Annotated in this window: 23 protein-coding genes and 1 other annotated feature; of the genes, 2 read left to right on the top strand and 21 right to left on the bottom strand. The window is 39.2% G+C overall.

Annotation, left to right across the window (positions count from 1 at the left end):
* Positions 1-10 precede the first annotated feature (10 nt).
* The 14 genes from mtnN to ACQKIH_RS04205 form a co-directional block, all read right to left on the bottom strand.
* Positions 11-703 (bottom strand): 5'-methylthioadenosine/S-adenosylhomocysteine nucleosidase, encoded by a 693-nt coding sequence (gene mtnN, locus ACQKIH_RS04270; RefSeq protein ID WP_057988240.1) that lies wholly within the window; start codon positions 701-703, stop codon positions 11-13.
* A 911-nt stretch (positions 704-1,614) separates the two neighbouring features.
* Positions 1,615-2,283, bottom strand: a complete 669-nt coding sequence (locus ACQKIH_RS04265) for a YrrS family protein (RefSeq protein ID WP_427763602.1) — start codon at positions 2,281-2,283, stop codon at positions 1,615-1,617.
* A 77-nt stretch (positions 2,284-2,360) separates the two neighbouring features.
* Complete coding sequence (greA, locus tag ACQKIH_RS04260) at positions 2,361-2,846, bottom strand: transcription elongation factor GreA (RefSeq protein ID WP_057988236.1); 486 nt, start codon at positions 2,844-2,846, stop codon at positions 2,361-2,363.
* A 313-nt stretch (positions 2,847-3,159) separates the two neighbouring features.
* Entirely contained in the window at positions 3,160-3,795 is a 636-nt protein-coding gene (udk, locus tag ACQKIH_RS04255; RefSeq protein WP_427763601.1) for a uridine kinase, read from the bottom strand.
* On the bottom strand, positions 3,796-5,073 hold the full coding sequence (locus tag ACQKIH_RS04250) for a peptidase U32 family protein (RefSeq protein ID WP_057988232.1): 1,278 nt from the start codon (positions 5,071-5,073) through the stop codon (positions 3,796-3,798). It abuts the gene before it with no gap.
* A gap of 17 nt (positions 5,074-5,090) precedes the next feature.
* The gene (locus ACQKIH_RS04245) at positions 5,091-6,023 is read right to left on the bottom strand and encodes a peptidase U32 family protein (RefSeq protein WP_427763599.1); all 933 of its coding nucleotides are present in this window, start codon (positions 6,021-6,023) and stop codon (positions 5,091-5,093) included.
* 6 nt (positions 6,024-6,029) lie between these two features.
* Positions 6,030-6,662: an O-methyltransferase gene (locus tag ACQKIH_RS04240; protein WP_057988227.1), complete on the bottom strand. Its 633-nt coding sequence runs from the start codon at positions 6,660-6,662 to the stop codon at positions 6,030-6,032.
* A 251-nt stretch (positions 6,663-6,913) separates the two neighbouring features.
* Positions 6,914-8,032: an endolytic transglycosylase MltG gene (gene mltG / locus ACQKIH_RS04235; protein ID WP_427763597.1), complete on the bottom strand. Its 1,119-nt coding sequence runs from the start codon at positions 8,030-8,032 to the stop codon at positions 6,914-6,916.
* Between the two features lie 899 nt (positions 8,033-8,931).
* On the bottom strand, positions 8,932-9,444 hold the full coding sequence (locus ACQKIH_RS04230; protein ID WP_057988223.1) for a DUF1292 domain-containing protein: 513 nt from the start codon (positions 9,442-9,444) through the stop codon (positions 8,932-8,934).
* Positions 9,445-9,578: 134 nt separating this feature from the next.
* Positions 9,579-9,866, bottom strand: coding sequence for a DUF1292 domain-containing protein (locus ACQKIH_RS04225; RefSeq protein WP_057988221.1), 288 nt, complete (start codon positions 9,864-9,866; stop codon positions 9,579-9,581).
* Between the two features lie 64 nt (positions 9,867-9,930).
* The gene (gene ruvX / locus ACQKIH_RS04220) at positions 9,931-10,347 is read right to left on the bottom strand and encodes a Holliday junction resolvase RuvX (protein WP_057988219.1); all 417 of its coding nucleotides are present in this window, start codon (positions 10,345-10,347) and stop codon (positions 9,931-9,933) included.
* Positions 10,344-10,616: an IreB family regulatory phosphoprotein gene (locus tag ACQKIH_RS04215; RefSeq protein ID WP_057988217.1), complete on the bottom strand. Its 273-nt coding sequence runs from the start codon at positions 10,614-10,616 to the stop codon at positions 10,344-10,346. Before ACQKIH_RS04215 ends, ruvX begins: the two co-directional genes overlap by 4 nt.
* A 144-nt stretch (positions 10,617-10,760) precedes the next feature.
* The gene (gene alaS / locus ACQKIH_RS04210) at positions 10,761-13,433 is read right to left on the bottom strand and encodes an alanine--tRNA ligase (RefSeq protein ID WP_057988215.1); all 2,673 of its coding nucleotides are present in this window, start codon (positions 13,431-13,433) and stop codon (positions 10,761-10,763) included.
* Positions 13,434-13,693: 260 nt separating this feature from the next.
* Positions 13,694-13,904 (bottom strand) — a binding site (T-box leader).
* Between the two features lie 40 nt (positions 13,905-13,944).
* Positions 13,945-15,096, bottom strand: a complete 1,152-nt coding sequence (locus tag ACQKIH_RS04205) for a 3-phenylpropionate MFS transporter (protein WP_427763596.1) — start codon at positions 15,094-15,096, stop codon at positions 13,945-13,947.
* Between the two features lie 97 nt (positions 15,097-15,193).
* Here ACQKIH_RS04205 and yeiL point away from each other — a divergent pair, with 97 nt between their 5' ends.
* Complete coding sequence (yeiL, locus tag ACQKIH_RS04200) at positions 15,194-15,859, top strand: transcriptional regulator YeiL (RefSeq protein ID WP_427763723.1); 666 nt, start codon at positions 15,194-15,196, stop codon at positions 15,857-15,859.
* 53 nt (positions 15,860-15,912) lie between these two features.
* On the opposite strand, the gene recD2 is transcribed toward yeiL, so the two are convergent.
* Positions 15,913-18,444, bottom strand: coding sequence for an SF1B family DNA helicase RecD2 (gene recD2 / locus ACQKIH_RS04195; protein WP_427763595.1), 2,532 nt, complete (start codon positions 18,442-18,444; stop codon positions 15,913-15,915).
* 200 nt (positions 18,445-18,644) lie between these two features.
* On the opposite strand from recD2, the gene hisA reads away from it, so the two are divergent.
* Positions 18,645-19,400 carry a phosphoribosylformimino-5-aminoimidazole carboxamide ribotide isomerase gene (gene hisA / locus ACQKIH_RS04190; protein ID WP_427763593.1) on the top strand — a complete coding sequence of 252 codons (756 nt, stop codon included), beginning with the start codon at positions 18,645-18,647 and terminating at the stop codon, positions 19,398-19,400.
* 60 nt (positions 19,401-19,460) lie between these two features.
* Here hisA and ACQKIH_RS04185 read toward each other — a convergent pair whose 3' ends face one another.
* The 6 genes from ACQKIH_RS04185 to recJ all read right to left on the bottom strand — a co-directional run bounded on the left by ACQKIH_RS04185 (position 19,461) and on the right by recJ (position 26,465).
* Positions 19,461-20,354, bottom strand: coding sequence for a manganese catalase family protein (locus tag ACQKIH_RS04185; RefSeq protein WP_427763592.1), 894 nt, complete (start codon positions 20,352-20,354; stop codon positions 19,461-19,463).
* A gap of 66 nt (positions 20,355-20,420) precedes the next feature.
* Complete coding sequence (locus ACQKIH_RS04180; RefSeq protein WP_427763591.1) at positions 20,421-20,636, bottom strand: DUF2642 domain-containing protein; 216 nt, start codon at positions 20,634-20,636, stop codon at positions 20,421-20,423.
* Positions 20,637-20,721: 85 nt separating this feature from the next.
* Positions 20,722-21,162, bottom strand: a complete 441-nt coding sequence (gene dtd / locus ACQKIH_RS04175) for a D-aminoacyl-tRNA deacylase (protein WP_427763589.1) — start codon at positions 21,160-21,162, stop codon at positions 20,722-20,724.
* Between the two features lie 20 nt (positions 21,163-21,182).
* Positions 21,183-23,378 carry a RelA/SpoT family protein gene (locus tag ACQKIH_RS04170; protein ID WP_427763588.1) on the bottom strand — a complete coding sequence of 732 codons (2,196 nt, stop codon included), beginning with the start codon at positions 23,376-23,378 and terminating at the stop codon, positions 21,183-21,185.
* Positions 23,379-23,615: 237 nt separating this feature from the next.
* The gene (locus ACQKIH_RS04165; RefSeq protein ID WP_057988199.1) at positions 23,616-24,128 is read right to left on the bottom strand and encodes an adenine phosphoribosyltransferase; all 513 of its coding nucleotides are present in this window, start codon (positions 24,126-24,128) and stop codon (positions 23,616-23,618) included.
* Between the two features lie 15 nt (positions 24,129-24,143).
* Positions 24,144-26,465, bottom strand: a complete 2,322-nt coding sequence (gene recJ, locus ACQKIH_RS04160; protein ID WP_427763587.1) for a single-stranded-DNA-specific exonuclease RecJ — start codon at positions 26,463-26,465, stop codon at positions 24,144-24,146.
* Positions 26,466-26,474 lie beyond the last annotated feature (9 nt).

The following is a 26,474-nucleotide window of genomic DNA, read 5'->3' as shown; positions in this document are numbered from 1 at the left end:
GAATTTTGAATTATAGAATGGAAATCGCTTTTAATACAATTTCAGTCGAATGTTTTGCTGCAACAGGTAAAAACTCATCAAAACTAATGTTTGATTCTTGACCAGCGATATCTGATAATGCACGAATAACGACAAATGGTGTATCAAACTGATGACATACTTGTGCAACTGCAGCTGCTTCCATTTCGACTGCCTTCATTGTCGGGAAATCTTTACGTACAGCTTCTACACGTTGTGGATTGCTCATAAATACGTCTCCAGAGCAAATTAAGCCTATTCCGTATTGATGCTCTCCTACCTCCGTAACAGCTTGCTTAGCAACTTCCATTAGTTTTGCATCTGATTTATAAGCAGCTGGCATACCCGCCATTTGGCCAATTTCATAGCCGAATACAGTAACGTCTACGTCATGATGGCGAACTTCATCTGAAATAACGATTGCACCAACTTCTAAAGCTGTATCAAAACCACCAGCAGAGCCTGTATTAATCACGACATCGGGTTTGAATTGTTGTAATAAAATCGTTGTAGACATAGCGGCATTTACTTTACCAATCCCACTTTTTAATAATACAACGTCCTTCCCGTCGTAAGTACCCGTCGTATACTCACTATTGGCAATAGAGATTGTTTCGACATTTTGCAATGCTCCACGTAATAATTCTACTTCTTGTTCCATAGCACCGATTACAGCAATTTTCATAATTTTCATTCCTCCAGTTATATCAATCACACCTCGGATAATTTTTGAATTTCTCCGAAGGTTTATCTAAATTCAGTAGGAGTTTTCTGCTAAATTTAAATAAAACACTCTTCTTAAAATAAGCAATCCTCTATATTTCGTCAAGGTAAAGCTATAATACTAGCTTATAAATAATTAATTAAAAATCCTATCTAAAAAGGGGGAGTTGATTTCCATTCCGGGTCGGACGCTTTCCGCGGGCACGGCTCCAACTAACTTGCTTCTCGGTACACCTCGAAACAAGTGGATTTTCCGCACGTACTGTTCCCGCAGGAAGCTTTGCTCTGTAGCGAAAGGCGCCAGCCGTCAGCTACACTCGCCTCCCCTGCATTCCAATCCACTCCTTCTATTCAAGTTTGTCCCATTACAGTCTCTAATCATTTTTTTAATATGAAGTTAATTTCAGCTACTCAATCTCTTTATTGAAAAATGAGTCCAACAATAAAATCAGTCGAGACTGCAAACATGCCGTTTATTCCCACTTTTACAGCCTGTTTCCACCGTTAAAAAGGTTTAATTTTACACAAAGGTTATATAATATTTTCTCCTGACTGGAAAAAAATAGGTTAGACCTTTTCCAATGGGACAAACTTTATTGAGGATAACGCCGCATCCCACGGTAGCGGCGCAATAAATGCAGAAAGCTTTAGAAGGCAAAACTTTATTGAGGCTGGCCTTGCACAAAGCACACAGATGAGTCGTACAGATTTGTACAACAAAGATGTGCGGCTCATGTGCTTAGCTAGCACATACTTTATTAGAAGCTATATTAGAAAACTTACATCAAAAGGATAGAATCTTTTGTTTAACTTATATATATTGAACATTTTCTTTAACTAATTTTCAAAAATAACTTCCACTCACTGTTCGTACTAAATTCCTTCTAATGAATTTAACACTTCATACTGGATTGGTTTCCAGCCTTCATTGTCACCCCATTCGATGCTGACACGGTATATTTTTCCTTTATCTTTTGAATGGACGACTGCGATTGCTGATTGTGCATTGCCGTTATTTCCCACTCTCCAGACGATACTATTTTCTTGCTCAATATCAAGAACGCTAAAAATCGCCTTCAATTTTTCTTCGTAATCAATATGCCCTTTTTCAAAGGTAGAAACATGCTCACCTGTTTGCGCAGTTGGATACGCTGGCCAATCTGCATTTGTGTGCACTTCTTTGACATTAGGTTCGGCGGAATGTGTCACCACTGTGTTTGACTGGTCAACATCTTGCTCAGTGTCTGCTACTGGCTCTTCATCCTCTTCGTTCGATTGTCCTTCAGTTGGCGTAGACTGGTCTTCGCTGTCTTCCCCTTGTCCCACTGCGTCTTGTGATGGCTTGTCTACCTGCTGTTGTTCTTCCGCTTGGTCAGAGGACTCATCATCCCCAGAAATAAGCCAGCCGAGCGTCACAACAATTAAAATCGCTACAACGGCAATTAAGTAATTCAACATTTTATCCATTTTGTAAAACTTAGATGATTTCGCTTTTTCTTCTGTATATTGTGCTCGTGTTTGAAATCGTTTTTTTCGTTCCACCCAATCACCCCCAATATTTGTTTCACTATTTTAACAAAATTAAAGGTAGTTAGCCAAGTTTGCTAACTACCTTTTAATTATTTAATTTCTAAAATAACAACTTCCATTTCGCCACCTGGTGTTACTAGTTTTACAACATCGTCCACTTGGTGACCCATTAGTGCTTTCGCAATTGGTGAGTCATTTGAAATTTTACCTTCCACTGGGTCTGCTTCCGCTGAACCAACGATAATATAGCTTTCCTCAAAGTTTGCGCGCTTGCCTTTAATTAATTCATCAAAAGTAACCGTTTTTCCTAATGCAACCGCATTGCTTGTACCATCTTCTGTTATGATAACCGCATTACGTAACATATGTTCAATTGCAGAGATACGACCTTCAACAAACCCTTGCTCTTCTTTCGCCGAATCATACTCAGAGTTTTCCGATAAATCTCCAAAGCTACGTGCTACTTTAATACGATCCACTACTTCTGGACGTTTTACTGTTTTTAAAGTTTCTAATTCTGCTTCTAGTTTTTGTTTCCCCTCGTTCGTCATAGGGTACTGTTTTTCGTTTGACATAATTCCCACTCCTTAGTAAATGCTCGAAAACTTCCGTTGCATTCTATCTTTTTGCAATCGTTTTCTTTTATAGTAATAATAAAATCGCGCACGTGCTTCAAATAATGCACAAACGACTTGTCAACACACGTATTAATTTTGATTCATAAATAATAGAAAACCCGACTACTAGTTCATACTATGTGCAAATGGCCGAATATAGAAGGCATTTTACACAGTAATTACTAGCACCCGAATTTCGCTAATACTTATATAATTGACATTTAATATTGTCAAGTTAAATGAAAAATATTGTAAATACTAACCCATCATATTACACAATTGGATTAGATTCAAGAATTGTTTTTATTTTCGTGACCATTAAATCAATTGCCACGTTGTTTCCGCCACCTTCTGGAATGATGACATCTGCATAGCGTTTTGTCGGTTCAATGAACATATTATGCATTGGACGAACCGCTGATAAATATTGGTCGATGACAGAATCTGCTGTACGTCCGCGTTCCTTAATGTCACGTTGAATACGACGAATAATACGTAAATCTGAATCCGTGTCAACGAAAAGTTTGATATCCATTAAATTACGTAAGCGTTCATCTTCTAATACGAGAATACCTTCAATAATGATGACATCCTGTGGTTCAATTGTAATAACTTCATCTGAACGCGTATGGTTAACGTAATCATAGACCGGCTTTTCAATCGCTTTGTAATCAAGTAATGCATGGATATGCTCGATTAATAAATCTGTATCAAAGGCTAAAGGATGGTCATAATTTGTATCAAGACGCTGCTCAAATGTCATATGACTTTGATCCTTATAATAATAATCTTGTTCAATGACAACAACTGAATGCTCACGGTAGACATCATAAATGGCTTTTGTTACACTCGTTTTCCCCGAGCATGAACCACCTGCAATCCCGATAACAACTGGGCGCTTTGACATTTATTTATTCTCCTTTCGCATCATATCAAGTTTTGAAACAGGGTACTCTACTTTAAATTTCACAATTTGTAATGGGTGACGTGCAACATCTAACTCTTCGCCGTCCTCATCCCAAAGTTGTCCAACTGTTTGTTCAAATGTTTCCATATTTGGACCGAAAAATTCAATCGTATCACCCATTTTGAAGTGGTTACGTTGCTCTAATGTGACCATTTGTGTATCCACATCGTAATCTAACACAAGACCAGCAAAGTCCCATTTCATTTTATGTGAATGGAAACCAAACATTTGTTGCTTGTAGCTCGGTTCACCTTCAAAGAATGATGAAGCAGCAGCACGGTTTGCACAGCGCGCTAATTCTACCAACCATTCCTTTTTAATCTGGAAGTTTACAGGGTCCGCACAGTACGCATCAATGACTTTACGATACACAGAAATAACCGTTGCTACGTAGTGAATCGATTTCATACGACCTTCTACTTTTAACGAATCAATACCTAGCTCGATCATATGTGGAATGGATTCGATTAATTTTAAATCTTTCGGGCTCATGGCGAATGGTGCTTCACCTTCATTAAACAATGCCACTTCTTCCCCGTCATTGTTTTCATATAAATCATAATCCCAACGACAAGATTGGCAACAACCGCCACGGTTAGAGTCACGCGCTGTCATATGGTTCGATAATGTACAGCGGCCTGAGTATGCAATACACATCGCACCATGTACGAATGCCTCGATTTCAACATCTACTTTTTCTTTCATTTTAAGCATTTCTTCCCCGCCCACTTCACGGGCAAGTACGACACGCTCCAAACCTTCATCCTTCCAATACTTCACAGCTTTCCAGTTTGACAATGATTGCTGTGTTGACAGGTGGATTTCTAGTTTTGGTGCGACTTTTTTACATGTTTCGATAATCAATGGGTCCGCTACGATGATGCCCTTTACACCAGCACCTTCAATCCCTTGTAAGTACTCTTCAAGACCATCCATGTTTTCATTGTGCGCAAAAATATTCGTCGTTACATAAATAACCGCACCATATTTTTCGGCGAATTCAACGCCTTCTTTCATTTCTTCAATCGTGAAGTTACCTGCATTTGATCGTAAACCAAATTCTTGTCCACCGATAAATACAGCATCTGCTCCGTAATGCACAGCCACTTTTAATTTTTCTAAGCTTCCCGCAGGTGCTAAAAGCTCTGGTTTTTTCGTGATAACTATTTTACCGTCTACTGTTGAACGGATTTTTTCGTTTTGAATTAATTCAAGCATCTGTTACGCTCCCCTTCCTAGTATACTGTCTCTTTGTAGATGAATCCTGTGTCCAGTGGGCGTAAAGCTGGCTGAATGGCTTCAATTTGCTCAAATAACTCAGATTTAATGTTTTCGTATGCATCTTCACCTTGATCAAAGTAAGCATCAATAGCTTGACGATATAAATTCGTAACCGTTACGACATAGTCAAATGTGTGAAGAACGCCGTCGATTTTCAACGAATCAATACCCGCTTCGAATAATTCGTTTAATTCTTCGATAATGCACATATCATTCGGAGAGAAGATGTGTGTACCATTCAAATCCTCATAAATTGGGTATTTATTTTTACGCTCTTTATCATGTAAGAACATATTTTTTTGGTCTTTACGGTTTTCAATTTCCATTGCTTCGTCGCGATATAAGAAATAGTTACCTAGCAATGAACGTTTTGATTGGAACATACATGTCATACCGTGTACTTGCACTTCAATTTCATGTGTTGTATTTTCTTTAATTTCAATCACTTCATCCACTGAAAGCTCGCGCGCTAATACGGCACGCTTACTGCCACGCTCGCCCCAATAGTTTACTTGGAACCAGTTTGTCGCAATCGTTTCAGGACTCCAGTGTAGAGGAATTGTAATGTCTTGCTCACGAGCCGACATAACAACCGCTGGATCACCGAATAATAGTGCGTCTACACCAATACGTTGCATTTCTACTACATAGGCATCTAATGCGTCAATTCGATCATTATGGAAAATCGCGTTCACTGCGACATACACTTTTTTACCTGCAGCGTGAATAATTGCTGTTGCTTCTTCTACTTGGGCGACTGTAAATTCTCCCGCTAAACGTAGGCCGAATTTTTGTTCACCAATGACAAATGCATCCGCACCTGCTTGTAGTAATGCTTGTACATGTTCCACCGATTGTGGTGTTACTAATAATTCTGGTTTCTTCACCTTTCGTCACCTCTTCAAACAAATTAACAATCCATCGCCAACTGGGAAAAATGCGCTCGTATAATCTGGATGCGCCATAATCCAGTCTGAAAACGTTTTTAAGTTGCGGATCATTGTTCTTTTTCTTCTCGGTACTTCTTTAATATCTAAGTCTGAAAGCCCGTGCATATACATATTATCGATATATAATACGCCACCCGATGGTACGAGCGGTGAATATTTTTCGAAAAACTTTAAGTATTGGCCTTTCGCCGCATCAATAAAAACGGCATCAAAAGTAGATGGAATTTCTTCAAGTTCTACCTCTAACGCATCACCTTCAATTACCTGTATGCGATTTGCTTCTGCTGATCTGGCAATAAACGCTTTTGCATGTTGCACACGCGCCGCATCTCGCTCAATCGTCACAATCTGACATTCTGGCAATGCTTGTGCCATACGTATTGCGGAATAACCAATTGCTGTACCGATTTCTAATATGCTTGTCGGTTTTTGAATGCGCAGTAATTGATTTAATGATTCAATACCAGCTAATTGCATAATAGGCACATGATTTTCCTGTGCAAATCGTTCCATTTCAAGCAGCAATTCATCACGATTCGATATGAAAGAAGCGATATACGCATCTGATAACTCCATTTGTTAAACCCCTTTTAGCTGTTTGTAGGTGCTGCCTTTTGTCAATGCATGAAATCTCATGAAAAAAGACGAAACTTAGTTGTTTGCGCCTACAATAAATTATATATTAGGACAAAAATCACAACTTATAATAGCATGAAAAGAAAAGGAATGCGAATTATCTTTACTAATTCCGACTTTAGACGGAATTAGTAAAGTACTCGATTCCTTTAACAACATCGTGTTGACCCTAGCCCCCGACCGATGTCAATTTAACGTAAATACTTCTCAATATTGACCAAATGTTCTTCATATGTTTTGGCAAAATGGTTCGTGCCTTCTTTATCCGCTAAGAAGAATAAATAGTCGGTTTGTGATGGATTTAACGTTGCCTCGATTGAAGACTTCCCGGCACCTGCAATCGGTCCTGGCGGCAAGCCTACGTTTTTATACGTATTATAGGCGTTCTCTACTTCTAAATCTTCATATAATACACGATCTTTATGTGAGCCAAGTGCGTAAAGTACTGTTGGGTCCGTTTGCAACATCATATCAATGTCCATACGGTTGTAGAAAACACTTGCGATTGTTTCACGGTCCGTTTTCGCTGTAGCTTCTTCTTCTAATAAAGAAGCAAATGTGAGCATTTCATGAACAGACATCTCTTTTTCGATTAGTATTGTTTCAAATTCAGAAACGATTGAATCTGTTGTACTTAACATCTTTTTAATAATTTCGTCCAAGCTTGGATCTTCTTCAAAGAAAGAATACGTCGCTGGATATAAATATCCTTCCAGTGCAAAACGGATATTATCGCCCAATATCGCGTCCGTTAACAACTTTGGATAGTCGACCATTAGTTGCTTAATATAAGTTTCATCTGTCACTTTCTTCATAAAATCAGCGGCTTTATGTTTCGTATTTTTTTCGATGACTTTCGAAACTTGCTCTAATGTTAAGCCTTCTGGGATAGTCACTGTAAATACAGGCTCACGATATACTCGTCCTGTTTTTAGACTTTCAATAATTTCGTCAAGCGTCATGGACTGTGTTAATGAATAATTACCAGCCTGAAATTCGGACTCATTTTTAAATTTTGTATAATATTTAAAAACGCGCGCATCTTGTACGATTTTATGCTCTTCTAAAATTTTTGAGATTAATGTAATTCCAGATCCCATCGGAATTTCAATTTCAATTTTTTTATCCGATTCTGTATTTACCGGCTTTAGTGCTGAAGATATATAGCTATAGGCTGAATAGCCGCCAATTGCAAGTAGAATGAGAGCAATAAGCGCGACAACGAATACAATTTTTCGCACGATTTTAATTTCTCCCTTTCTATCTTTCATTTTTTTAAACATTTCTTGTTTTTGTTCATCATTTATCACGGGTGTCCCCCCTTATTCTCTTACATATGATACAAAAAATTTCTACTTGATACAATCAAACAGGCGAAACTAATACAATTTTCTAGTTTTCGCGACATAATTTCAGACGTAATTTAATTTATTTGGTTCAAAATATATAAGTTTAACCAAAGAATCTATTCTAATGATATAAGTGTTCTCATAAAGTACCTGCTAGTTTAGGCTGGCTAAGCACATGAGGCGCACTGACAATGTTAGCACAAATCTGTACGACTCATCTGTGTGCTTTGTGCAAGGCCAGCCTATATAAAGTTTTGCCTTTCTAAAACTTTATGCATTTTCCCCATTGTGCAAGGGCTATCCTAATTCTTTTGCCGCTAAGGAACAAAAAATATATAACCCTTGTACAAAGTTTAACCTTTGAAGTGACAAAACTATGTTGCAAAAATGATATCAAACGACACTTTTTGCGGGCTCAATAGCATGGTAGGGGCAAATTTTATTATAGAGTGCGTACTTTAATAAAAATATTGAGTAGCGAAAACTAACTTCATATTCTAAAAAAGATTAGGATTTTTAATGGTAAAAACTTGATTAGAAAGGAGTTGATTGGAATGTAGGGGAGGCGAGTGTAGCTGACGGCTGACGGCTGGCGCCTTTCGCTACAGAGCAAAGCTTCCTACGGGAACAGCACGTGCGGAAAATCCACTTGTTTTGGGATGTATCCTGAAACAAGTTAGTTGGAGCCGTGCCCGTGGAAAGCGTCCGGACCGGAATGGAAATCAACTCCCATCTTTTTAAAGAGGGCTATTATTGATAGGTTCTTAAATTAATTATATATATTATTATCACATCGAAAAGGTCCTAAACAATGGATTGTTCAGGACCTCTTCTTTTAATTAAATTGCACGTTCACAAAATTATTGCTGTGCTAATGATGCTAATACTTCTTCTACCATTGCCCATTCTTCATCGGTTTCAATTTGTAGTAAGTCTGCTACTTCACCATTTTCACCAGAAATATAAGCCGAAGCGAACACTTCATCTAAATTTGGCACTTCATCTTCTACAATCGCATAAAATAAATAATCTTTATTGTTGCGTTCGAAACGGTGTAAGATTTGGCACATAACTTCTTCATCTTGATCATTTGTAATGGTAAAGAAATTCGTTTGATCTGCACCGAACTCACTAATTAACGTGTTCATTACTTCTTCAACCATTGCCCATTCTTCATCGGTTTCAAGGTCTGCAAAGCCCGCCATTTCACCATTGTCATCTAATTCAAAACGCAACGCCGAAACACCTGCATCTTCATCGCCTACTAATGAAAATAACACGTATGAATGGTCATCTGAATCAAATGTAAAGACAACGCGACATTGCTGCTCTTGGCCCTCTTCTGTTTGTAATACAAAAATTTGTTCTTCCATCGTTACATTCCTCCTAAATAGCAAAACAGAGTCGGCAAACGCCTCCTCTGTTTTAGCAGGACGATACCTCTACACTAATATGAGGCCCTGTCCTTCATTATGTGAACTCGCTTAAAAATCCACTTATGCCAAAATTATTCTTCGCCTAGCTCGTCTTCAATCGCATTTAAAACGCTCTCGATTAAATCCCACTCTGCTTCAGTTTCGATTGGCTCTAACTCGCCATCTTCACCGTTTTCAGCTGGAACAAATGATGATGCGAAAATTTCTACAGCACCTTCACCGTCTTCTTCAGCACCTACTAATGAATATAATACATACGATTTACCGAATTCTTCTGAATCGAATGTGTGTAAAATTTCACAAAGTTGCTCGTTACCATTTTCGTCTACTACTGTAATTTGATTTTGTTGTTCTGACATTAAAAGTCACCTCTTCATAATATTAAGGCCAAGCCTTGTTCCGTTTGCTGTATTTCAAGCAAACTTAGTTTTTGCTGTCGAGATATCCTTGTAGAATCATGACAGCTGCCATTTTATCAATGACTTGTTTGCGTTTTTTACGGCTCACGTCTGCTTCAATTAACATACGTTCTGCCGCCATTGTTGTTAAGCGTTCATCCCAAAGCTTTACAGGGAACCCGAAAGTCTCTTCTAATAACCTTTTATAGGCTTCAGATGCTTCCCCGCGAGGTCCCACTGTATTATTCATGTTCTTTGGAAAACCTACAACAAATTCCGTTACGCTGTGCTCTTTGACAAGCTCATGAATACGAGGGATGCCAAATTCGCCGACTGCTTCATTAATTTTAATCGTTTCAATGCCTTGCGCAGTCCAGCCAAACGCATCACTAATTGCAACGCCGACTGTTTTAGAGCCGACGTCTAAACCCATAATTCTCATTTGTCCGCCTCGGTATTCTTTCTAATATAAAATTTGACGAGTTCTTCTAAAATTTCATCTCGCTCAAGCTTACGAATTACATTGCGTGCGTCCTGGTGGCGAGGGATGTATGCCGGGTCACCAGATAATAAATAACCTACAATTTGGTTCGTTGGGTTATAGCCTTTTTCCTCTAATGACGAATACACCTTCAACATCACTTGCTTCACTTCTTGTTCCATTGACTCTTCAGGAAAACTAAATTTCATCGTTTGATCGAATGAACTCAAGACCAGCACCTCGCTTTCAGCAATAGAGAGATGGAATATAGAACCATCTCCATTTTCTCTATTATATCCTATTCATCCATGCACTTCAAATATGCTTATTTACTTTCCCCATAAACTATATTTTGATAACCTTTTTTTCGCAAGTTAGAATGTTTTTACAAGGTCATAAACAGCTGTTAATGCATCGTCTAATTTCGTTGCATCTTTCGCACCAGCCATCGCCATATCAGGACGACCGCCACCTTTACCGTCACATGCTTCCGCAACCATTTTCACGATATTACCTGCATGGTGTTGACCGCCTACGATATCTTTCGTCACACCTGCGCAAAGCATTACTTTATCGTCTGATACTGCACCTAGGACAATAATTGCTGCATCCATTTTTTCTTTTAAATCATCCATCATTTGGCGCAATTGATTGTTATCTTTTGCATCAACGCGTGTTGCTAATACTGTAACATCACCAATTTTTTGTGCTGCATCAATGACTGCACCCGCTTGCGCATTGGCCATTTTTTGAGATAATGATTCATTTTCACGTTGTAATTCTTTATAATCCGCTTGTAATGATGCGACACGTGTTGCGACATCTTTTGGGTTTGCTTTTAATAATGCTGCTGCTTCATTTAAAATCGCTTCTTCTTCTTTCACTGCAAAGTAAGCTGCTTTCCCTGTTACCGCTTCAATACGACGTGTACCCGCTCCGATACCGCCTTCAGAAACGATTTTGAAGAAACCAATTTCAGATGAACGTTGAACGTGTAGACCACCACAAAGTTCAATTGAATAATCCGATACCGCTACAACACGTACAACATCACCGTATTTCTCACCGAATAACGCCATTGCACCCATTGCTTTTGCTTCGTCAATCGCCATTTCTTGCACGACTACTTCGATATCATCCCAAATCTTTTCGTTTACCGCACGCTCGACTTGTGCCAATTCTTCTTTCGTAGCTTGACCGAAATGTGAGAAGTCGAAACGTAGACGATCTGGTCCAACATAAGAACCCGCTTGTGCAACGTGATCTCCCAAAACATCTTTTAATGCACGGTGCATTAAGTGTGTTGCTGTATGGTTTTTCAAAATAAGTGTACGTTTTTCACGGTCTACATTTGCTGTCATCGTATCCCCAACGTTCATTTCACCTGATTCGATGAACACTGTATGCAACGGTTGACCATTTGGCGCTTTTTGAACATCTTTTACAAGTGCTTTAAAGCTATCCGATTGAATCACACCTGTATCCGCAATTTGTCCACCCATTTCAGTATAGAATGGTGTTTCAGAAAGGATTACTAACGCTTCTTGTCCTTCTGTCGCCACTTGCGCTTCTTGACCGTCAACAACGATTGCAGCAACTGTCCCTTGAGTTTCAAGCACATTATATACATACGTTGATTCTTGCTTTAAGTTAGCTAACACTTCATTTTGCACTTGCATTGAATCCACATCTGCACGCGCATTACGAGCACGGTTACGTTGTTCTTCCATCGCCGTTTCGAAGCCTTCATGATCAACTGTCATGCCTACTTCTTCCGCATATTCTTCTGTTAATTCGATTGGGAAACCGAATGTATCATATAAACGGAACGCATCCGCGCCTGGAATGATTGTTTCACCTTTTGCTTTTTGGCTTTCCGCAACATCATTGAAAATCGCTAAACCGCCATCTAATGTTTCATGGAAACGAACTTCTTCATTTTTAATAACACGTTGAATGAACGCTTCTTTTTCTTTCACTTGTGGATAGAAATCTTCCATAATCGCGCCAACAGTTGGAACTAATTCAAACATGAACGGTTTTTCGATACCGATTTGTTTTGCATAGCGCACTGCACGACGTAATAAGCGACGTAATACGTATCCGCGTCCTTCATTTGATGGTAATGCACCATCACCAATGGCAAATGCAACTGTACGAATATGGTCTGCAATTACTTTGAATGGTGTATTAATATCTTCTGCCGAACCGAAGATTTCTTTTAAATCTACTTCATTTGGACGCATATAGTTGCGGTTCGCAAATTTTTCTACGTTTTCAATGATTGGCATGAAAAGATCTGTATCAAAGTTCGTTGGCACATTTTGAATTACCGAAACGATACGCTCCAGTCCCATACCTGTATCAATGTTTTGCTTTGGTAGTGGCGTATATGTGCCATCTGGATTGTGGTTGAATTGTGAGAAAACAAGGTTCCAAATTTCTAAGTAACGCTCATTTTCGCCACCTGCATACATTTCCTCTTCAGGTGCACCAAAGCCGTATTCTTCCCCACGGTCATAGAATATTTCAGAGTTTGGACCAGATGGACCTTCCCCAATATCCCAGAAGTTACCTTCTAAACGAATTAAGCGCTCTTTTGGAATCCCAATTTCATCGTGCCAAACATCGTACGCTTCTTGGTCTTCTGGGTGGATTGTAATCGATAATTTATCCGCTTCAAAGCCCATCCACTTTGCATCTGTTAAGAATTCCCATGCATAATGAATGGCTTCTTTTTTGAAATAATCACCGATCGAGAAGTTTCCTAACATTTCAAAGAACGTATGGTGACGCGCTGTTTTACCTACGTTTTCAATATCGTTTGTACGAATTGATTTTTGCGCATTTGTAATACGTGGATTGTCTGGAATGATACGACCGTCAAAATAAGGCTTTAACGTCGCAACACCTGAGTTAATCCATAATAATGATGGATCATTAATTGGCACAAGTGGTGCAGATGGTTCATGGTGATGTCCTTTTTCTTTAAAAAACTCTAAATATAGACGACGAATTTCTGTTGCTGTCATTGTTTTTGATGTCATGCTGTATTCCTCCTAATAATAGTGAACGAAAATTGATGAATCAATTACGCCTCAGCGTAATTGCGTCCAGATTTTTTTCGAGCTCGCTCGAAAAACTCCCCTAAAAAATCTGTGACATCCGCTGGAGCTTGGGTCAACACAATGTTGATCACAAAGGCGTTGTCACAGGACGTGACGGGTTTAGCCTTTGTTCTTCTGATACAGCCGGGGTTTGACCCCTGCTGTATCAAGTGTAAACACAAAAAAGCCCTCATCCCTAGTAAAGGGACGAAGACTGTAATCTCGCGGTACCACCCTAATTTATAATGCGTAAAACATTATATCTCAAGTGCTCTTAACGTGAGCATACGGCAGGGATTAGCTGCACTCTGGAGTAGCTTTCTGAATTACGCCTGTGGAGATTTTTTCAGCCTTGAAATCTCTTTCTATACACGTTTGTAAAACATACTTTTTTTCCATCATCGTGTTCAATGTATTCTACTTTTCATTATAAAAAATTGTATGCTAACTGTCAATATTGAAATCGATTGCGCGTCAATAGAAGTAGGAAAATCGCTGGTACGGTAAAAATGGCCATCCCTAAAAATGCAAGACCTGGTTCGATTTCATAAAGCGCACCACCGATCAATGTCAATAAAGCGGCACTTAAACTCATCGCAAATGCTGAATAAATCCCTTGTGCATTTGGAATTTGCTCTTTCGGTAAATTTTGCGTAATGTAGCGAATAAATGCATAGTGCGCCACCCCAAATGACAAAGCATGAAGCGCTTGCGTCACAACAAATACGGGTATGCTCGGGAATAAATAAATCGCAATCCAGCGCACACTTGAACCAACCGCAGCTAAAATTAATAACGATGACGGACGCCAGCTAGATAAAAACGTATCTGCCTTTAAGAAATAAATAATTTCAAACACAACCGCAACATTCAAAATGACCCCAATATAAAATGGGTTGACATTCAAATCTTGTATGTAAATGTATCCATAGCTGTAATAAGAAGCATGTGCCCCTTGCAGTAAAATGACGACAAGTAGCACGACTGCAAAGCTTTTCACTTCGAGTAAACCTTTCATAGACAAAGACTTCGCATTTTTTCCATGCTCTGGTCGCATAAGTAAAACATTCGGAGCCGGCAATAACTGAATGGCTAATAACGCGATTAACCCTAAGATCATAAACCATAATATAATTTGTTCCCCGTATGTACCGGTAAACATACTGATAACTAATACCGACAAAACGTAGCCAAACGAACCAAGTGAACGTGCTTTCCCATAATGGACATCCCCTTGCTGCATCAAGGTCGAGGCACCACTTTCAACTGCTGGCAATAACGCCGGGTACATCGCACTAAATAGCGTCGTCACAATAAACAAGCCTTCGAATGAGTCCATCGGTATGTACAAAATCGCTACGACTAATGACATCATAGTAAAAAATAATAATACTTGTTTATTGCTTAAAATTTTTGATACATAAGGAAAGATAAACATCGTTGACACGGCGCGTGCCACTAAACCGAAACTCATAATGATACCCGCGTCTGACACAGTTAATCCTTTATCATTTACTAACCAACCTGTCCAATACGGTAAAAAGATGCCCCATGTAATAAAAAACGTAAAGAAATTTTGCGATAACCAACGCTGATTGTTCATGAAAATTCATTCCCTCCAATACATTACGTTGAATGATATCATGTTATTTTATACAATAATGTGAGATATCTCATATTTTATAAAGGTAGTGAGTAATTTGAAGGTTTTAACGAATATATTGCGTAATTCTTATATTGAACAATATCCGATTAACCAGTTCTTTTCATTCGATATCATCACTTATTTGACCGTTCATCAATTTGAAAAGGGGGAATTTATTTTTAAGGAACGCTCTCATCCAGAATATTTGTATTATATGGTCGAGGGGAAAGCTAAGCTGTATGTAACGCATAAAAATGGCAAAGTATCTTTAATTGATTTCATTACATCGCCTTGTTTCATGGGGGAAATGGAGCTATTAGATAGTGTAAGAGTATCAAAAGGAATTCAAGCTGTTACAAAAACAATATGCCTTGCGATTCCCATTCTACAATTTAGAAAACGATTATTAAACGACGTCATTTTTTTGCGCGAACTTTGTATGCTTTTAAGTGATAAGGAAATGAAAGTGACAGCGAAATATACACAAAATCAAGTGTATCCATTAGAAAACCGGCTAGCTGCCTTTATATTGCTTAGTTCGGATCAGGGCTTTTATAAAGAAAAGCATACCGAAATTTGTGAGTTTTTAGGCGTTTCCTATCGGCATTTATTGTATACATTTGCGGCGTTTTGTGAAGCCGGTATTCTCGTTAAACACAATCGTGGCTATTTTATTCAAAATAAAGACAAGCTCCTCACCTTAAGTGAAGAAATACTATAAAGTTTCCCCATTTAAAAAAAAGCCATTTCGCAAGTAGCAAAATGGCTTTCCAATTATTCTTCCACAAAATCATACGGCGAAACATTGTCCATCCCTATGAGTGGATGAATGTATGGTGCTGTTTCGGTCGTTAAATGATTCAACAAGGTTTCCCCAATTTTATGCGACTCTGATACATTTAATAAACCCAACTGCTCGTGAGATGGCTCTCGTTGTTTTTTTTCTACAGTTGAATGCGGCGTTGGCTGGACTTCCACTTTCTCTTGATCTTCAACTTGCTGGGCTTCATCCACTACTGACGGATTTAAACGCATTTTTAAACTCGTAAAACGTGTTAAATCATCTGTTTTGGCTAACCCATTTGCTAAAACATCCGGTTCACCACATAAAATTAAAAAGTTTTTCGCTCGTGTAATGCCTGTATATAGTAAGTTTCGACGCAGCATTTTCGAATAGCCGCGCACTACTGGCATAATGACCGTTTGAAACTCAGAGCCTTGTGATTTATGGATAGAGCAACAATAGGCGAGTGTCAGTTGATTCAAATCTGATCGCTGATACGTCACTTCAATCCCGTCATAAGAAACAATTAATAAATCTTGCTTTTCAATCGTTTCCTTTGCACGAATAATCGAAATAACTTCCCCCATATCGCCATTAAACACATTGCTTTCGGGTTGATTGACAAGTTGGAGCACTTTATCGCCAATTCGGTAAATCGTATCGCCAAACACGAGTTCTTTCCTCGTTCCATCATTCGGATTAACGAGCTGTTGAATTTCTTTATTCAATGCATCAATGCCAGCAGGACCTTTATACATCGGTGCCAACACTTGAATGTCGCGAATTGCCTGTCCTTTTGCAAGCGCACCTTTTACAACTTGCGTAACAACACCGGTTACTTGAGGAGCCGCCGCTTGAATAAACGAACGATCCGATGTTTTCGCCGTTAATGTATCCGGCACAATTCCTTTTTTAATTTGATGCGCAAGTTCAATAATCGTCGACCCTTCTGCTTGGCGATATACATCCGTTAATTCCACAACTGGTACTTGCTTCGATCCGAGTAAATCCTTTAATACTTGTCCCGGACCAACAGGTGGTAATTGATCCTGATCCCCTACGAATATCACTTGGACATCTTCGTGCAGCGCCTTTAATAATTGATGCGCCAACCAAGTATCGACCATCGACATTTCATCAATGATGATTAAACGTCCTGTCACTTCCCGCTCTGTTTCCTCGTCTTTTTCATGTCCGTTAAAACCGAGTAAACGGTGAATTGTCATCGCCGGTAAACCCGTCGATTCAGCTAAGCGTTTTGCAGCTCGTCCAGTTGGAGCCGCTAACACAATCGGAAATGACTCTTCTTTTTCTGCATATGTTTTTGGATTCAAGGAAAGACCATGAAGCTCTGCATATGCTTCAACAAGTCCACGCACGACCGTCGTTTTCCCCGTACCAGGCCCACCTGTTAATATCATGACAGCCGAGTTCATCGCCGTTTCAATCGCTTGAACTTGTGTCGGTGCATAGGTCACATTATAACTTTCCTCCACATCGCCAATCGCTTTCCGAATTTCATCGCGCGAAAAACGTTCACTCGTCTCATTTTTACTTTTTAATTCAATAATTTTACTCGCAATTCCAACTTCACTAAAATACAGGGATGGCAAATAAAGGCGTGTTTCTTCCCCGCAAATTTTCGATTCTTCACGCATTTCAATACATGCTTTCGAAATCGCCTCATACGGAATTTCAACACGCTGACTTTGCTCCAGCATATTTTTAACAGCAGGAAGAACCATTTCGGCATCGAGATAAACATGCCCCTCTGACAATGCCGCATGTGTTAAAACATGAAAAATGGCCGCCTTAATTCGGTCAGGGTGATTGCCCGTCATACCAAGCTTCGATCCGAGCTCATCCGCGCGAATAAACCCGACCCCTTCAATATCCTCAATTAATCGATACGGGTTTGCCATTAATAAATTGATCGTATCTTCGCGGTATTTTTGATAGATTTTCATACCTAATTGCGGACCAAATCCCCACTCATTTAGCCGTACCATGACACGCTCTAACCCTAAATTTTCTTCAATTGTTTGGCGAATCAAGATTTTTTTTTCAGCAGGTAATCGCGGCACTGCATCTAGCGCATTGGGATCTTCTAAAATTTTCGTGAGCGCATCAAGTCCAAGTTTATTTACAATGGATTCGGCTGTTTTTCGTCCGATTCCTGTAAATAAATCACTTGATAAATAATGAACAATCCCCTGCTCGGTTGATGGGACCTCTTTTTCAAATGTTTCAATTTGGAATTGCATGCCGTATTTAGGATGGCTTTTCAGGACACCCGTAAAGCGGTATAGTTCATCTTCTGCTAATTGCGGAACATACCCAACGACGATAATTTCTTTTTCTTCATATTGCAAATTTGTTTCTTGAATTTTCACGCGAACAATCGAATACATATTTGTTGGATTATGAAAAATTGAGACGATGGGACGCCCAAGAATAAATAGCTTATTTAGTTCAAATAAATCGAGATTTCCCGCCACTTTAACGCCCACTTTCTTGCTCATTTGTACGCTTATTTTACCATACGGAAATAGCCCTGTCCTTTACTGAATCACAAATCCATGCCCGTTCATGTAAACGCGCGTAATTGAAGCAACTCTAGCTCTAAAACGCGACGAAAATGTCAGACTCTTATAACAATTATTAATCAGTCAATGGTATGATAGAAGAAGTAATGAATCAGACAGAAAGGCTTGTGAACTAGATGGAATTTAGACCTTGTATTGATTTGCATGAAGGCAAAGTGAAACAAATCGTAGGAAGTACGCTCGGTCATACCGATCAAGCGGTCATTGAAAATTTTACGTCTCAGCAGGACTCCACGTATTATGCGACGTTATTTCAGCAAGACCAATTAACAGGTGGTCATGTTATTATGCTTGGACCTGGCAATGAACAAGCGGCCATCCGCGCGCTCGCTGCCTATCCGAATGGCTTACAAATTGGCGGTGGTATCACGGCAGACAATGCACAAAAGTATATTGACGCAGGTGCATCCCATGTCATCGTGACGTCGTTTATTTTTCATGATGGTTTACTCGATATGGGACGCTTACAGCAATTAATCGATGCCGTTGGAAAAGAGCACATTGTCATTGATTTGAGTTGTCGTGCACGTGACGGGAAATGGTTTGTCGTCACAGATAAATGGACGAAATTTAGCGACTTTGAAGTGAATGCGCAATCAATAAAAGAGATTGAACACTATTGTGATGAGTTATTAATCCATGCCGTGGATGTAGAAGGCAAGCGCAGTGGCATGCAGGAAAGTTTAGTGCTTGATTTAGCGCATTGGACAACGATTCCGACAACATATGCTGGTGGAGTTCGTTCACTAGAGGATTTGCAAAAATTCGAACAGCTAACGAATGGCAATTTACATATTACAATTGGCAGTGCACTGTCCATTTTCGGCGGCGATTTAGTGTATGATGAAGTTGTGAAGTATTGTCAAAGATGAAGGTATGACAAATTAAAAGAGCATGTTGTTTGTAAATCAACATGCTCTTTTTTATATCGTTTAAATATTCGCCATTAACCGCTTTGCAATCATTTGAAACTCTTCTGGACCAATACCCGGTGCAAATTCCTCTGGTAATTCATCTAACTCTGGAATTTTATAACCCTTCGGCGCACCTTGCTGGACGATAAGTGGCTCATTCGTAATCGGGTGTGTACCTTTCCAAATTTTGTTGATGTCTTCATAATCACCAACGTAATTCCACGTGAACAGCACATTGCCATAACCGCGATCCTCATATTTGTTTGCCTGATCGAACATACGATTATCTAAACTTGGTATCGGTAGCATCCTTGTCACATCAAGCCCCGTTGCCATTTCGATTGCCTTCGCATAAGCGACAACATGCGCCCCACCTCGCACTAATAAATAGCCAATCATTTCACGTGCGGTAGGATGGTCAGTCATCTCAAAAACACGCATCTTATGTGTTCTCGCACCACATTCTAAAAAGAAATTATGCAATAAATCCAACACTAAATTGCCACTAGAAAAAACATTTTCCCCAGTCCAAGGCTTTCCCATTGAATCAAATGGTAAGGAAGTTTGAGCGGATGCAATAAAGCTCTGTGTATTGCGCATATTTTTTCCATTTTGTAATGGCGTCATATTTGGAGGGGCGCTAAAAGAGGAATTTTTATTCAATAAATTAATCGTATTTGCAACAAGTTCCACATGCCCAATTTCTTCGGATGTAATACTTGCTACTAAATCATAAAATGGCTTTAATTTCTTTTTCCCTCGAAAATTAAAAGATTGAAACATATAGTTATTTAATGTCGACATTTCGCCAAATTTCCCGCCAAGTAATTCTTGTACAGCACTCGCTGCATTAGCATCTCCATACTCCAAAAGGGGCAGTTCGATAGGTAATTGATTTACACGATGAAACAAAAATACACCTCCTAGATGGTCATATGTAGCATATGACAGCTGAGAGGCGCATATTCATAGGAGGTTCTAGGTTCTCGTTAATGGGTTTACCCAAACGACTTGCTCAATACGGATAAAAAATGGGACACCATATACAGCCAGTGTAATGTAATCTGGACAAATAGAAGTTAAAATCCCCTGCTGAACATGGTTGCCTGTTTGCTGAACAGCGACCATTTTTCCAAGATAACTTTGTAACGCGTCTAACAAATAGTAATTCGGAAAATTTCCAGGTTGAACCAAAAAATCACTCCTTTATCAATTAAACCTCGGCTAACTGACCTGCATAGTGTACTATATGCTTTCAAGAAGTGATTCGTTCGGCCAATCATTTTGATTCAACGATAATCGTAACGGGACCATCATTAATGAGAGCAACATCCATCATTGCTCCGAAAACACCTGTTTCAACTTGTAATCCATACGTTTTTAATTGCTCATTAAAGGCAAGCCATAACACTTCAGCAGGTTCTGGTCTTGCTGCATCCACAAAGCTCGGGCGCTTTCCTTTGCGGATGTCTGCATATAACGTGAATTGAGAAACAGATAAAATTTCTCCGCCAACTTCTAAAATCGAACGGTTCATTTTCCCTTCTTCATCTTCCCAAATACGCAAATCAGCAATTTTTTTTGCTACGTAGGCAACATCTTCTTCTGTATCGGTATGCGTAATTCCCACAAGCAACACATATCCTTTAAGAATGGTACCTGTTACTGTGCCATCAACTGTAACCGATGCTTCTTTTGAACGTTGTAATATGACTCTCATTTTTATTAAACCTCAATCTTTTAGTTAATAACGCGTTGTACCGAATAAATATCCGGTAATTGCTTAATTTTCTCTACTACTTTATGAAGCCCCGATATATTGGAAATCGCAATTGTTAAGTGAATTGTAGCAATTTTATCTCGATCAGCTCGCCCAGTTACAGCTAAAATATTAGTTTTTGCTTCACTCACTGCTTGCATGACATCGTTTAAAACACCCGGACGGTCAAATGCCGATATTTCGATATCAACTGGATACTCTTTTCGTGTGTGCGTCACTTCATTTTCCCATTCCACTTCAATGAGACGTTCTTCCATGCCATCTTCTTCAATGTTTGGACAGTCTGCTCGGTGTACTGAAACACCGCGCCCTTTTGTAATGAAACCAACAATATCGTCACCTGGCACTGGTGTACAGCAACGTGAAAGACGAATAAGTAAGTTTTCGATTCCCTTTACGATAACGCCCGATTCTGTTCGTTTTTTAGGTGCTGGGTTGTTCATGCTCTTCACAATTTTTTCAAGCGCAACTTCCTGCTCGCGTTCCTTACGCATCTTTTCAGCTAAGCGGTTGACGATTTGCTGTGCGCTAATGCCACCTACCCCAACGGCTGCATACAAGTCATCCTCATGGGTATAGTTTAATTTTTCAATAACACGTTTGATATTTTCAGTCGTCAATACTTCCTTCATATCAAATTCCTGTGCTTTAATTTCTCTTTCAACCATTTCCTTACCTTTAACGACGCTTTCTTCACGCACATGCTTTTTAAAGAATTGCTTAATTTTATTTTTCGCTTGAGAACTTTGCGCAATTTTTATCCAGTCTCTACTCGGACCGAATGATTGCTTCGATGTGAGCACTTCAATAATGTCACCTGTATTCAATGGTGTATCAAGTGGGACCATCTTGCCATTTACTTTTGCACCAATCGTTTTATTCCCTACTTCTGAATGGACACGGTAAGCAAAATCAATTGGCACTGAGCCTGCTGGTAGTTCGATGACATCCCCTTTTGGTGAGAATACATATACCATATCTGAAAATAAATCGAATTTTAACGACTCCATAAATTCTGCCGCATTCGACGATTCATTTTGGAATTCTAAAATTTCGCGGAACCATGTTAACTTTTGATCAATATTTTCTGCTTTTTGATCAACCGTTTTCCCTTCTTTATAAGCCCAGTGCGCTGCAATACCAAATTCTGCAATATTATGCATTTCTTTCGTACGAATTTGCACTTCAAGCGGATCCCCATATGGTCCAATGACAGTCGTATGCAATGATTGATATAAATTTTGCTTTGGCATCGCAATATAATCTTTAAATCGGCCAGGCATCGGCTTCCATAACGTATGAATAATGCCGATTACCGCATAACAATCTTTAATGCTATCAACTAATATGCGCACGGCAAATAAATCATAAATTTCATTGAACTGCTTTTTTTGCAACGTCATTTTTCGGTAAATACTATTTAAATGCTTTGGTCTGCCGTAAACATCCGCATCGATTTCAACTTCTTTTAGCTGTGAATTAATCTCATCCATTACATTGTCTAAATAAGCTTCACGCTCATCACGCTTCTTCTTCATTAAGCTGACAATGCGGTAATATTGTTGCGGATTTAAATAACGTAATGCCGTATCTTCCAGCTCCCACTTCACTTTTGAAATTCCTAAACGATGGGCAAGTGGTGCGAAGATTTCGATTGTTTCCTGCGAAATTCGGCGTTGTTTTTCAGCTGGTAAATGTTTTAACGTTCGCATATTGTGCATACGGTCCGCTAATTTAATTAAAATTACGCGGATGTCCTGCGCCATTGCAACAAACATTTTCCGATGATTTTCTGCCTGTTGTTCTTCTTTCGACAAATACTTAATTTTCCCTAGCTTCGTTACACCGTCAACAAGTTTTGCCACTTCTTCACTAAATGCATTCACTAAATCCGCGCGCGTTACTTCCGTGTCCTCTACAACATCATGTAAAAAACCTGCCGCTACTGTTTCCGGATCCATTTGAAGCTCAGCTAAAATACCCGCTACTTGAACAGGATGTATAATATAAGGTTCCCCAGAGCTACGAAACTGTTCTTTATGTGCTTCTTTCGCCACCTCGTACGCTTTTACGACAAAGGCAACATGTTCATCATTCATATAGGATTTGGCGAGTTCGAAAACATCTTCGGGCGCCAATATTTGTTCTTTCGCCATTTTTGTCCACCTTATTCCATTTATTTTCACGTTTTCTTCTTATTTGATATAAATTCAATTGTATTAAATATAGGTAGCTTATGTAAAGGGAGTAGGTCATTTAGTTTTAGATAAACTTGAAATATGTGAAATATTCAACATAAAATGACATAAAGGGGTATCACTGCTTAAAATTGGATAATAGCATTCTATACTAAAAACCCCGTTTCAAGCTTTTGCTAAAAACGGGGCGGGATATTAGTATTTAATTAATGTTTTCATTGGGTATTTTGCAATTTTTTCGCGGCCATTTAATTCTTCAAGCTCAATTAAAAACGCACAACCAACAACAACTCCGCCTAATTGTTCAATCAGTTGGATTGTTGCTTCTACCGTACCACCCGTTGCTAGTAAATCATCACAGATCAATACTTTTTGACCTGGCTTTACAGCATCATGATGCATTGTTAATGTATCCGTACCATATTCTAAACCGTATTCCGCTGAAATCACTTCACGCGGTAATTTTCCTGGCTTACGAACCGGTGCAAATCCGATTTCAAGCGCATAGGCAACTGGACAGCCGATAATAAAACCGCGCGCCTCTGGACCTACGATAATTTCAGCGCCTACTTCTTTTGCATATTCAACAATTTGATCTGTTGCATATTTGTATGCTGGACCGTTATCCATAATCGTTGTAATATCTTTGAAGCTAATACCTTCTTTTGGCCAGTTTTCCACTGTTGTCACAAATTGTTTTAAATCCATTGTTAATTGTCCTCCTCAAGCATTCAGCCGCTCATCAAACCATTGTTTTAACTCTTTATACGTGGCATATAATAGCTTTTGCTCTAATTCAATTTGTTGTGATCGTATTTTATAGGACGGCGCTTCAGATAATGCCGTTTTCGGTGCATTTTCATTCACAGTCGTCAGACCATTCTCTATTGTAACAAATCCTAGTTCAAAAAACACTTTTGTCATAAATTTTATTACATCGACATTTAGCCCAATATGCTGTGATAACGGCTGAATATGAGCTTTCAAATCGAATGACGGTCTTTTCTTAAGGAATGCATAATACCACTTAAAATGATCGCGCGTCGGCATGCCATTAAAATATTGAGAGTCTGCTGTATATAAATGAACATAAATTCGTTCTATCGCAATGGTTTTCAATAGTTTTTCTAATACAGTTGTCTGGCTCGGTAAATCGAGTAAAACAATATTCGGTGACAGTTCATGCAATGCGCTTTCATCCGTAATCCATACAATTTGATTCTGAATCAATGGCTCAAAATGTGCTTTTGTTTGTTCGGAAAAGGCAACAAAATCCGTTGTTTCAAGTGGAATTTTCGCTAACCAATTCGCAGTTTGACTTTTACCGCGAATATCAAATAATTGCCACTCGCTCACTTTCACATCTTGAATCATGAATTGCGGCTTTTTATTGCCTTGCCACTCATTAATTTGTAAATCACCGACTAATGAAATTGGCACGCCATACGATAGTTCATCATGTAAATGACCTTTGCCGAAGCCAATTGTATCAAGCGTCCCATGGGCATCCTCTAATTCCATTTTCAAATGATTTTCAGCAGAGCCAATTTTACGCATCGATTTTACCTTCACATCTCGGATGGCAAAGAGTGGTTTGGTAAATTCTGTTCCAAATGGAGCAAGTTTGCGAATATCTTCAATTGCCTCTACTGTAATTTCACTCAGTTCAATTGGCAAATCGATGTGTAAATTTTGAATGAGTTGTTCATCCGTTAATACGGCTTTCGCTTGTGCATTTAAACGCGTTCTTAGTTCATCCAATTTCTCTATAGGAAGCGTCATCCCCGCTGCCATTGGATGCCCACCAAAATGCGGTAAAATATCACGATTTTTTGCTAACTCATTAAATAAATGGAAACCTTCGATACTTCGGGCAGAGCCTTTTGCCATTCCTTTTTCGTGGTCAATTGATAAAACGATTGTAGGGCGGTAATACTTTTCAACTAAGCGCGATGCTACAATTCCGACAACACCTGGATTCCAGCCTTCTTGCGCAACGACTAATACAAGATTGTCCTTCATCGCTGGATTCGTTTCAATCATTGCAATCGCTTGCTCTGTTAGCTCTTCCACGATTTTCTTGCGCTCTGTATTTTTATCATTCAACTGCTTGGCCATTTGATTCGCTTCCTCGCGCGCTTCACTCATTAAAAATCGAACACCTGGTGACGCATCGCCTAAACGACCAATTGCATTTAAACGAGGACCAAAATAAAAGCCGACTGTTTCTTCATTAATTTCTTTTTGTGAAGCACTACTCACTTCACAAAGTGCAGGCACCCAAGCATTCGGCGATTGACGTAATGCCTTTAAGCCGCGTTGAACTAAATAACGATTTTCCCCGACTAGTGGTACTAAGTCGGCAATCGTACCAATCGCGACATATTCAAATAAATGGTCAGGTAACTCACTATATAATGCATGCGCTAATTTAAATACTACACCAACACCAGCAAGCTCACCAAATGGATAATGTCCTGCTGGAATGCGCGGATGTAGTATAACATCAGCTATTGGCAACTCATCTCCCGGCTCATGGTGATCTGTGACAATGACATCCATCCCAAGCTCTTTTGCGAGACGAATCGGTTCATTACCACTAATTCCATTATCGACCGTTATAATGAGCTTAACGCCTTTTTCATACGCTTCACGAAATAGCTCTGCATGTGGTCCATAGCCATGAATAAAACGATTTGGAATCATAAAATCAACATCCGCTCCTAAATCGAGCAGCACATTGAGTAAAACGGTTGTACTTGTAACACCATCCGCATCGTAATCGCCGTATATAACGATTTTCTCACCTTCATCAAGCGCTTGCTCAATACGTGCAACAGCTTCTTCCATACCCGCCATTAAAAATGGATCATGATATTGACTGTCATCTACCGTTAATAATTGCTGGGCTTGTTCAACAGAATCACAGCCTTTTGCTAATAAAATTTTAGAAGCAATTGTTGAAATAGTTAATGCTTCACTCATTTTTTTTACAGCTTGCTCATCTGGCTCATTCACTGTCCAAACTTTTTTTGATTGAATCATTTTTTTCAC

Origin of the sequence: Solibacillus cecembensis, from assembly GCF_050272495.1 — a bacterium.
Lineage (GTDB): Bacteria > Bacillota > Bacilli > Bacillales_A > Planococcaceae > Solibacillus > Solibacillus cecembensis.
Note: the sequence above shows the minus strand (reverse complement) of the source record. Positions and strands in the feature narration are given on the sequence as shown.